Annotated in this window: 6 protein-coding genes and 2 pseudogenes; 7 read left to right on the top strand and 1 reads right to left on the bottom strand. The window is 61.3% G+C overall.

Features of this window, described 5'->3' with window-relative positions; translation table 11 throughout:
- Positions 1 to 75 precede the first annotated feature (75 nt).
- The 4 genes and pseudogenes from BPODLACK_RS21830 to BPODLACK_RS21815 all read left to right on the top strand — a co-directional run.
- Positions 76 to 828: pseudogene (locus BPODLACK_RS21830) on the top strand (tyrosine-type recombinase/integrase); the annotation flags it as partial.
- Positions 825 to 1,190, top strand: a complete 366-nt coding sequence (locus tag BPODLACK_RS21825) for a helix-turn-helix domain-containing protein (RefSeq protein ID WP_024497890.1) — start codon at positions 825 to 827, stop codon at positions 1,188 to 1,190. The pseudogene BPODLACK_RS21830 and the gene BPODLACK_RS21825, both read left to right, overlap by 4 nt.
- A complete protein-coding gene (locus BPODLACK_RS21820; RefSeq protein WP_024497891.1) occupies positions 1,174 to 2,628 on the top strand; it encodes a hypothetical protein in 1,455 nt (484 codons plus the stop codon). The genes BPODLACK_RS21825 and BPODLACK_RS21820 overlap by 17 nt, the downstream gene beginning before the upstream one ends.
- A 767-nt stretch (positions 2,629 to 3,395) precedes the next feature.
- Entirely contained in the window at positions 3,396 to 4,745 is a 1,350-nt protein-coding gene (locus BPODLACK_RS21815; RefSeq protein ID WP_139180017.1) for a hypothetical protein, read from the top strand.
- A gap of 58 nt (positions 4,746 to 4,803) precedes the next feature.
- Here BPODLACK_RS21815 and BPODLACK_RS21810 read toward each other — a convergent pair whose 3' ends face one another.
- Complete coding sequence (locus BPODLACK_RS21810; protein WP_139180018.1) at positions 4,804 to 5,406, bottom strand: hypothetical protein; 603 nt, start codon at positions 5,404 to 5,406, stop codon at positions 4,804 to 4,806.
- A gap of 384 nt (positions 5,407 to 5,790) precedes the next feature.
- On the opposite strand from BPODLACK_RS21810, the gene BPODLACK_RS23335 reads away from it, so the two are divergent.
- The 3 genes and pseudogenes from BPODLACK_RS23335 (at position 5,791) to BPODLACK_RS21795 (ending at position 10,577) form a co-directional block, all read left to right on the top strand.
- A complete protein-coding gene (locus BPODLACK_RS23335) occupies positions 5,791 to 6,063 on the top strand; it encodes a hypothetical protein (RefSeq protein WP_024497892.1) in 273 nt (90 codons plus the stop codon).
- Between the two features lie 175 nt (positions 6,064 to 6,238).
- Positions 6,239 to 7,383, top strand: a protein-coding gene (locus tag BPODLACK_RS21800; RefSeq protein ID WP_085950783.1) for an IS3 family transposase whose coding sequence is annotated in 2 segments (ribosomal slippage) — positions 6,239 to 6,506 and positions 6,506 to 7,383 — 1,146 coding nt in all. Because the reading frame shifts where the segments join, the coding sequence is not laid out codon by codon here.
- A gap of 183 nt (positions 7,384 to 7,566) precedes the next feature.
- Positions 7,567 to 10,577, top strand: a pseudogene (locus BPODLACK_RS21795) (Tn3 family transposase).
- The last annotated feature ends 28 nt before the right edge of the window (positions 10,578 to 10,605 follow it).

Below are 10,605 nucleotides of genomic sequence, written 5' to 3'. Positions count from 1 at the left end.
CCCACGGCGACAACCTTCATCGGATTCTGTTACAGGAAACCAGCTAACCGACTCTCCACAAAACTCGGGGCTTGACAAGTTGTCTTCGAGTGGAACACGCCGCGCCACAAGACAGATGACGCGATTCCGGCCAATCGGCGTAGCTTCACCCAGGTCGAATTACAGACGTTCTTTGACGCGTGTGATGACCTCGTAGACCAGGAGTTCACGAAGGGCTCGAAACGCTGGCTCCCGCTCATGCGAGACTCGACAGCGTTTAAGGTCTGTTATGCCTACGGTCTCCGGCGCCGCGAGTTGGCGATGCTGGAACACTACGACTTCGGCCCGAATCCGCATGTCGAGAAGTATGGACACTACGGCGCTGTTCAAGTCCGCTACGCCAAGGGCATGTCAGGGTCGGGCCCACGGCGACGCACGGTCCTGACTGTGCCTGAGTTCGACTGGGTCGTAGGCATTCTCGAACATTGGATGTCGCAGCACGGGCGTGAGCTCTTTGCGACTGCGGACCGCTCGGCATCACTGTGGCCATCCGAACGCGCCGGCGCCACGGGTATCCGAAACTTCAATCGAACCTTCACCGCAGTCCGCGACATGGCCGGCCTGCCGAAGGAGCTCAAGATGCATTGCCTGCGCCACTCGTACGTCACACATCTCCTCGAGGCGGGATACGACCCAATGTTCGTACAACAGCAAGTCGGCCATGCATACTCCTCGACCACCGCCCTCTACACATCGGTATCTGCAGACTTCAAACAGAAGACCATCCAGAGGATGATCCAACAGAGAATCGTCACTCGTGACGAAAGTGGGAGTAAGAAGTACCCGTGAGCGAGCAACGCCGAATCGGCTATCACTGGAATCTGCGCCAACGAATGGCCGACCACAACCTTTGGAAGACAACGGAACTCATCCCGTTGCTGAAGTCACGTGGGATCAACCTCTCCAACGCCCAAGTGCACCGATTGGTGACTGGTACTCCCGAACGGATCCCGGCTCGTACCTTCGCTGCCCTATGCGACATCCTCGAATGCACACCCAACGATCTGTTTGAGCCCTACGTCGAGATGCGAGCCGCGGCCACCGCAGACGCGCCGGCGAATCCGGCGGACTTAGGCGTAGGTGAGAAGCGCTCCGTGGCACGCAGGATCAAGATCGTCCGAGATGACGGTAACGATGGCACGCCCACGTAAGCCAGAAGACCCAGAGCGCTGGCTCCCCTGCGAGCGTTGCGGAGAGCACCGCGAATGCGTCGTTACCTGGCAGGAGCTAGAGATCTGTGGTTACTGCTACCAAGCGGCCAAACGGACCCGCGGTGTGTGCGCATGTGGCCACAACGGCGTCCTGCCCGGAATCATCAACGGTCGACCCGCCTGCCGTGCCTGCAGCGGCATCAAACTGAACGTCGACTGCGTGGAATGCGGCGCAGAAGAAGAGCTCTATGCCAAGGGGCGGTGCTGGCGATGCGTCTTCGGATCGACGATTGACCGGATCCTGACGAACCCAGAGACGGGGGCCATCAACGCTGAGCTCAAACCCTTCGCGGCCGCGTTGAAGTCCATGAAACGAGCCAATAGCGGACTCACGTGGATCAACCAACCGCACGTCACTGCATTTCTCACTGACCTTGCACAGTCGCCAGCGGTGACTCATGAGGTGGTCGATGCGTTACCGAAGTCACGAACACGCGAGTACGTTCGAGAACTGTTGGTGGCCCACGAGATCCTTTCGCCTAGGGACGGACTGCTCCACCGCTATATCGAATGGTCCAACGAAGCCCTCAGCCGTGTAATATCCGAGGAACATCGTGACGTCGTAAACCGCTATATTCGTTGGCACCATCTACGTCAGATGCATTCGATGGAGTCGGTGTCGCAAGGAACCTTCTTGAGATCCAAGCAAACCGTCACTGTAACAATCGACTTCCTCAACTGGCTCACCGCTCGGGACATCTCGATTACGGGCCTGTCTCAGCCCGACCTAGACGCTTGGCAAGCCGAAGGTCCGAGCACGAGAGAGTTCGCCATACGCTTCCTTTCGTGGGCTATCAAGACCACGCTGGTCCCTGCGAACCTAACGATGACGCCGCACCGTCGTGGCAGTCGCAAGATGAGTACTGAGGACCAGCACGATGCCGTCGACAGCATCACGTCGAACAAACTGGCGCTGAATCCTCGAGACCGAGCTGCGGCGATCCTGGTACTCGTCTTCGGCCAGCAGATCGATCGCGTCGTCAAACTCACGTGGGACGACGTGATTGTCTCCGACGAGCTTGTGACAGTAACGCTCGGCGACATCGCCATCGCCCTGCCCGAGCCCCTTGATGAGCCATTCCGCTACCTCGCTGGCGAGCGCGAGCTCGCGAACACCGCTGCGCATCCGGCCACAACATGGGTGTTCCGCGGGTACATGCCTGGTCAACATATCAACCCGGGGTACTTACGAACGTGCCTCACGACGATCTGCAGTACCAGGGCGGCCCGCCTTGGAACACTTCACGAACTCACAAAGCTCGCACCACCCGCGATCCTCGCGGATGCCCTAGGCTACTCCCCCGCGACGATCGAGCGACATGCTGTGGCAGCTGCTGCAACGTACGCAGAATATGTGAGCAACTTGGGCGACGATTGATCATGTAAGTCCGACACTGGGGGGATAATTCGAATGGGATTCCTTCCACACATGCTTGGGTAGTACCCTGCGACGATCGAGCGGAATTCGGTCTCTGCTGCGGCGGCATACGCAAGAGACGTATTCAATCGTTGACAACGGCGCATGACTTACGCTGCCATTATTCTGTATAGGCAGTGGTGCGAATATCACAAATTCCCGACGTGATCGCGGAGGTTAAGATGTCGAAGAAGAAGCGAGGCAAGCCTCGTACGGGTAAGACAACCAAACAACGGCGTCGCGAGAGGCGGTCGAACGGGGCGCGCCCCGGAACGTCACCTTCCATGGCGCCCAAGCGTCTACCCACCGGACAGCCTGCACCGCTATTCGCGATCATTTCTGACCACGCGGGGCTGACCGCATTGAGCCACGCCGAGCGGGTTCAGCGACTTGGACAGATTTCCCAGAGATCGGCTCTTCATGCGTTGGCAGCAATGCAGTCTCGACTTGACGTTGCTACTACGACTGACTGGTCAGAGGTGAGTGTCGAACGTGAACTCCTGACAGAAGTTGGGGCGGAGTGGGCTAACCGGCTGTCTCCGATGATCGGGGTCACCCATCGTCTCGTACCCCCTCGATCAGTAACGCAACTCATACGAGAAGTCTTTGAGTCGTGTCCAGTCACAGAGGGATCATCCGGGGTACGTGATATCGAAACAAGTGACGTGATTGAGCTAGTTATGTCCATTACGACGGAACACGTAAGCGTACAGAACGCACTCGATTCAATGGCGAACCCAGACCCCGCCGACGTCGGTGCGTACATCGCAGAGATCGAAGCGTATACCTCTGACGAGACCATCGCGGCGATTCGTCAGCATGCATTGGATGATATGGCGAATTTCCTTAGCAATGAACCCGTCAAGATCGAGTTGATCAAGGCTCTAACGTACGATCTGTGGTTTCGGCCTTGGCCGGCACGCGTGAGTGACGCGCGAGTAGGTGCCAACCCGGCTGAGGCTTTCGAACTCGCAAATGGCATCCCGCTGCTCGATGTCATGGTTGCAGGCCAGATCATTAGCGAGATCGTTTCCTCTGGGCGGTTCGTTGTTCGACGCTCGGACCTAGTGCGTGCTGGTGCTACCGAATGCGCCGTAGAGTTCGTACTTAAGAACATGGCATATTCGGCGAATGATTATGCGCGCAGGCTTCGTCGTGATCGCGAGCAGGGTCCGGTTACGAATCAGCGATACGTTTTCACGGAACGTCCATTTCTTCGGGACGACGACGACACAGTTTTTGCGCTCCGATATCAATGGATTGTTGATAGGTTCTTTGGTTCGCAGTTGTATTGGCAAACATTTTTCTCGTTTGGTCCTGCGAAGCCAGGTTCAGCGGCCGAGGCATTCAGCCTTGCAATGAATTATGCGTTCGAGCGTGTCGCTGGTGACATTCTGGGGCGGATTGCATCCTATAGTTCCAAAATTTCGAGGGTAGTATATGAAAGCGAAATGCGGGAGGAGTGGTCTAGTACTAAAGGGGAAGCCCCTTCGGTCTGCGATTTCCTGTTGGTTGCGGGACGTGCCTGCATTCTCATTGACGCAACGAATCACCACCTGAGTGCCAGGCTTGCTCAAGGTCTTGCTGACGTCTCTGCCTACGACAAAGATATGGATACTTCGTTTGTCGAAAGCAAGTTCAACCAGATTTTGTCAACTGCGAGATTGATTAGGGAGCACTTATCCTTTGGAGTTGAGGCGAATCCGGTATTCATACCGTACGTTGTTGTGCCGAATAACGGTCTCGCAAACATAACCTCCGTCCGGTTGGATTGGATTACAAGGTCTGCGCCGTTCGAGGAGTTGCGGGGCTCCGCGCGAGCCCCTGTGCCACTGAGGCTGAGTGACCTAGCGTTGTTCGAGGGCCTCGGTGAAGCATTCTCCACGACTCCCAGAGACATCGCTGATCTATTGGGTTCGTGGACGACGTTACAGCCTGGCCCTGTCCCCGTCTCATTGAGAGAGCTACTTGATCAACTCGGCCTGCCTGCACCTATTCCGCGGTCCATGCTTCGAGATCAAGCTGTTCTTGATGCTTTAATTCAAGAGCGACGCTCAGAGGGAGGGCTGCCAGACTAGGAGCTATACTACTGACAGCCCTGCTTCCGAAATTGCGCTGCTGCCGTTCGTGAAAAAGCTATTCGGAAAGCTGTATCGCAACGTTATTGATTGCCTTGGATAGGGTCTTGGTGGCGTCGTCCACTGACTTTGCGATAGTCATTGGGGTGCCGGGTGTCGTCTTTGCGACCCATCGGTACTCGCTTAGGTTTATCGAATAACTTAAAGTGGTTTTCGTCCCGTTCGGTCCACGAAAAGAGATCGATATTTTGAAACGCCCATCACCGTTACCCGGAGTATCGGGGGATGGTAAGAGGTCTTGTGGCAATCCGAGATTCCACTGCATCATACGTCCAGGTGGTAGCGAATCAAAGCAGCGCATGCTCGCGAACTTCTCGTGGTCTTCGTTCCGGGCCCATTCAGACGGCAATCCTGGATTAATCTTCAGTGAGACGTCGGTAGCGACGGTCGGTCCTTCATTCTTCAGGATGAGCATCATGAATGAAGCATGCTGGGCGTGAGGTCGGATATCTGCCCAGACGTACGGTTGAGCGGCATCTTTGTACATTCCCCGCTGGATTGCGGTCTGTTCTTCTGCGGTCTTGACTTGTCGTCGCGTGAAGTACAGGGCAGCCAAAGTGATGGCGGCGGCAATCGCGGCAACGATGGCGGAAGCATCCATTGAGCCATTGTCAACGATCGTCCGAGGTGTGGACAGCGTGTCGCGCATTTTGCCGACCACTCGCTGTAGTGGCCCTGCGTGGTTGTGCCACTCCTCCCTGCATACGTCTGCTCGAGGTGAGGATGGTGGGGTGGCGGTTACAGTGCCTGTTGGTAGCGCTCGCCGCACGGGCCGGTTGGTGTCGTGGACGGCACGCTGCACTCCCGTCGCTACTCGTCCTACTTCAACACGTCTCGCTACCAGCTGAAAGGCGTTGGGGGAGTATGTATTTGAACATTCTCTGACGTAACGTCAGCGGCTCCGCCGGTCGAGGGTGATCTCGAAGGTCGCACCCGAGGTTAGGAGCGGTTGATCAGACGGTTCACCCCGGCCACGACGGCTGTAGTGAGCACCCAGCCGATGATGACGTTGAGCGCGCAGCTGGCGGATGACGAACCACAGCCCGACAACCGGGCCGGCGACCAGCAATCCGATCGAGGTGGACAACGCGAAGATGCGTTCCGAACTGATCTGCCCGTGACGTGGCTCCTGACCACCACCCACGTGGTGATGAACGCGGCAGCCGAGGAAGTACGCGCCGGACGCCTTGACGCTGACGACGCCCCGTGGTTCATCGGTGCGATCCTGCTACCAGCGTTCACGCAGACACAAGATTGAGCCGCAACACTCTTGCGGTCGCGATCAACGGCACACGGCGCGGCACGCGCCTCGGCTGCAAAGCCCGTCAATCGCACTCACCCACGGTCGGAGTGGCGTGTCCCCCGTGAACCGGTCCGGGTGGTTCTAGAGTCCTGATTGCCCTGTTGAGGGCGGAGAAGGGACGATAGGGATCATGGCGGGACGGAAGCGTCACTCGGCTGAGGACATCGTGCGCAAGTTGCGCCGAGCCGATGAACTGGCGGCCGAGGGCAAGAACGGCGAGGAGATCGCCGCCGACCTCGAGGTGTCGGCGGCCACCTTGTACAACTGGCGCCGCCAGTACGGCGGTATGGACGCTGATGCCGCCAAGGAACTCAAGAAGCTACGCGAGCAGAACGGCCGGCTCAAGCGCCTGCTCGCCGACGCCGAGTTGGAGAAAGACGCGCTGCGGGAGATCGCCAAGGGAAAATTCTGAGCCCGACCGCCAAACGCGCCGCGATCGACATGCTCAAAGACGTGAAGAACATGTCAGAACGTATGGCGTGCAGGGTTGTTGGGCTTTCACGGTCTACCTACCGGCGTCTGCCGTTGGCTCAGACACCGGCCGACCCGGACGCTGGTATGCGTGCACAGCTACGCACCTACGCCCGCAAGCACCCGCGACACGGGTTCCGGCGGGCGTGGGCGCACCTGCGGTTCGACGACGGTATCGAGGTGAACAAGAAGAAGGTGCATCGGCTGTGGACGGAGGAGGGCCTGCAGGTGCGCCGGGCGCCGCGGCGCAAACGAGCCGGGCAATCGTCAGTGCCGATCGTGGCGGCGGATGCGCCGAAGGTGGTGTGGGCATTGGACTTTCAGTTTGACTCGACCGTGGATGGCAAGAAGGTCAAGATCGCATCAATGGTCGATGAACACACCCGGATGTCGTTGCTCAACATCGTGGATCGCTCGATCACCGCCGACCGGTTGGTCGAGGAATTGGAGAAGACCTTCGCGATCTGGGGTGGCCCACCCATGGTGCTACGCATGGACAACGGCCCTGAGTTCATCTCAGAGGCGCTCCAGGCGTTCTGTGCAGGGTCGGTAGGCATCTCCTATATTCCGCCCGGCACGCCGTGGAACAACGGATTCATCGAATCGTTCAACAACCGGCTTCGCGACGAGTGCCTGAACCGCAACTGCTGGCCCACCCTGCTCGAAGCTCGCGTGGTGATCGACGATTTCAAAGACGACCACAACCACCGGCACCGCCACTCGGCGCTGGGCTACCAGACCCCGGCCGAGTACGCTGCCCGATGCACCCACCAGCACCACCCTGTGGGCTGCGAGATCGACTGACCGACAGCTAGAAGAAACTGGCTCTAGAACTGCCTGGGGTCCCGGTAGTAATGGCGCAAAAAACAACGAAGTTCGCGTAGTGCCTGGTCAGCGGCGATTTCTCGGTTCGGGCTGCGGGCCGGGGTGGTTGGTGCTTGGCTTGTCTGCCGATGAGGTTGGTCGGCGTGTTGGAGGCTGGGGTTCGTGGCGACGCGGGTATTCGCGGACGAGGAGTTGCAGCGCCTGCGGGAGTTCCCGGAGATCAGTCGTGAGGAGTTGTTCCGGTACTTCACGCTGACCCCGGCGGATCTGGCGTTTGTTGCTCCGCAGGGCAGGGGCCCTGCGGTCCGTCTGGGCCTGGCGGTGGCGTTGTGCACCTTGCCGTGGCTGGGGTTCGTGCCGGACAAGGTGCCGTCGGCGCCGCCGGTGGCGGTGGCCCGGCTGGCGGATCAGCTGAATATCGATGCAGCGCAGCTTCGTTCGTATGGCAAGCGGGCGCAGACGCGGACCGAGCATGTGCGGCTGGTGGCCCAGTATCTGGGGTGGCGGCCTGCCGGGGCGATGGAGTTGAAGGAGCTGGATGAGTTTCTGCTGGCGCGGGCGATGGAGCACGATTCGCCGACGCTGTTGTTCCGGCTGGCGTGTGAGTACCTGATCTCGGCGCGGGTGATCCGGCCGGGCCCGGAAACGGTGGTCCGCCGGGTCGCGCACGCTCGCACGCGGGCGCAGCGGGAGACCTACGACCGGTTGGCGCGCGAGTTCACGCCGCAGCGGTGTAAGGAACTGAATGCGTTGCTGGTCGTCGACCCGTCGATCGAGATGTCGCGGTTGCGGTGGTTGTCGACCGGCCCGGTGGAGGCGTCGGCGACCGCGGTGAAGGCCGAGGTCGAGAAGCTGGTGTTCCTGCGCAACCTGGGCGCGGATGAGCTGGACATGTCGGTGCTGCCGCGGAGCGGCGGCGGTTCCTGGCGACGGTGGGCCGCCGCTTGACGGGCCAAGCCCTCGAACGCCGGGATCCGCAACGCCGCTACCCGATTCTGCTCACCGTGTTGGCGCAGTCGGCCACCGATGTGCTCGACGAGGTGGTGCAGCTGTTCGATCAGGCGATCTCGGCCAGGTTGAGCAAGGCCGAACGCCGGATGCGCGACGAGCTGGCCGAGCGCGGTAAGGCCGGAGAGGATCGGCAGGGGTTGCTCGACGACCTGCTGGCGATCGTCTGTGACCTGCAGATCCCCGACGAGGAGATCGGCGGCCTGATCCGGGGCGATCGGATCGGATGGGAGCGGTTGCGGGCCGCGGTCGCGCAGGCCAAGCCTCGGCTGCCGCGCGATCACGGGCACCTGGCCGCTCTGGACAGCTCGTACTCCTACCTGCGGCAGTTCACCCCGCAGGTGCTGTCGACAGTCCGGTTCGCCGGCGGCACCGCCGCGACCGAGCTGCTGATCGGGGTGCACATGCTGCGGGAGCTGAACGCGACCGGTACCCGCAAGGTGCCCGACGACGCGCCGACCGGGTTCGTGCCGACGAAGTGGCGCGGCTACCTCGACGAGGCCCGCAAAGCCGGTAACACCACCGCCTATCGGCACTACTGGGAGCTGTGCGTGCTGCTGGGGCTGCGTGACGGGTTGCGCAGCGGGGATGTGTTCGTGCCGGGGTCGCGCCGCTACGCCGACCCGGCCGCGTACCTGCTGACCCCGCAGGCGTGGGAGCCGCAGCGTGACGAGTTCTGCCGCCTGGTCGGCAAGTCCGCTGATCCCGCTCGCGCGCTGGCGACCGCCACCGACGAGCTCGACGCCGCTATGGGCGAGTTGGAGAAGGTGCTCGCCGGCGGCGACGGGCCGGTCCGTCTCGATGAGGCCGGTGACCTGGTGATCTCACCGCTGTCGGCGGAGGATGTGCCCGCGGAGGCGACGGCGCTCAAGGCCGAGCTGACGGAGATGCTGCCGTTCGCGCCGATCGTGTCGCTGCTGATCGAGCTGGACAAACGCACCGGCTACCTGGACTGCTTCACCCACGCCGGCGGCAAACAGGCCCGCAGCCCGGAGCTGAAACGCAACCTCATCGCCGTCCTGCTGGCCTACTCCACCAACCTCGGGCTGACCCGAATGGCCGAGGCGTCGGGCCTCTCCTACGACATCCTGGCCTGGACCAGCGAATGGTATGTGCGGGAGGAGACGCTGCGGGCGGCGAACCTGACGATCATCGACTACCACCAAAGGCTGCCGCTGACCCCGGTCTTCGGCGCCGGCACCCTGTCGTCGAGTGATGGGCAACGGTTCCCGACCCGCGGCAAATCGGTCACCGCCAGAGCGTTGAGCCGCTATTTCGCGAACGAAGGACTGAGCACGTATACCCATGTCACCGATCAGCACGCCACCTACGGCACCAAGGTCATCGTCGCGACGAGACGCGAAGCTCACTACGTGCTGGACGAAATCCTCGGCAATGCAACGGATCTGCCGATCACCGAGCATGCGACCGACACGCACGGCGTCACCCTCGTGAACTTCGGGCTGTTCGACCTGCTCGGATTGCAGCTCTCGCCCCGCATCCGGGACCTGGGCCGGATCACCCTGTATCGGGCGGCGCCTCGGGCCCAGGTGGAGTCCGCGTTCCCGCACGCCGGGCCGCTGCTGACCCGCAAGCTGAATCTGGATCTCATCGCCGAGCACTACGACGACCTGCTCCGGCTGAGCGGGTCGCTGAAGTTCGGGCACGCCACCGCGTCGCTGCTGGTCGGCAAGCTCTCCGCGTCGGGCCGGCAGAACGCCCTCGCGGCGGCGCTCAAGGAATACGGGGCGCTGCGGCGCACGATCTACGCCGCCCGGTACCTGTCCGACCCGGGCTATCGGCGCAAGATCTCCCGACAGCTCAACAAGGGCGAATCCCTGCACGCGCTCCGCCGCGACCTGCTCTACGCGCACGAAGGCGCCGTGCGCGCGAGGCACCTGGAGGGACAGACCGAACAGGCATGGTGCCTCACGTTGGCGACCAACGCCGTCATCGCCTGGACCACAGAGTATTACGGGCTGGCGACCGAACAGATGCGGCGGGCCGGGCGGCGCATCGACGACGAGGTGCTGACGCACATCTCCCCGGCCCACAGCGAGAACATCAACTTCTTCGGCGCCATCGAGGTCGACATCGACGCCGAACTCGCCCAGCTCGGCCCCACCGGGTACCGGCCGCTGCGCGTGCGGGACACCCTGTTCTGACCCGCAGCGCCGGCCCGGATCGGCGGCG

The organism is Gordonia sp. YY1 (assembly GCF_009872315.1).
GTDB classification, from domain to species: domain Bacteria; phylum Actinomycetota; class Actinomycetes; order Mycobacteriales; family Mycobacteriaceae; genus Gordonia; species Gordonia amicalis.
The sequence above is the reverse complement of the archived record's forward strand: the minus strand, read 5'-3'. Positions and strand labels throughout refer to the sequence as shown.

Excerpts from the sequence above, each read along its gene's own strand:
- BPODLACK_RS21820 (WP_024497891.1), top strand. The coding sequence starts at position 1,174 with ATGGCACGCCCACGTAAGCCAGAAGACCCAGAGCGCTGGCTCCCCTGC.
- BPODLACK_RS21815 (WP_139180017.1), top strand. The coding sequence starts at position 3,396 with ATGGCGAACCCAGACCCCGCCGACGTCGGTGCGTACATCGCAGAGATC.
- BPODLACK_RS21810 (WP_139180018.1), bottom strand. The coding sequence starts at position 5,406 with ATGGATGCTTCCGCCATCGTTGCCGCGATTGCCGCCGCCATCACTTTG.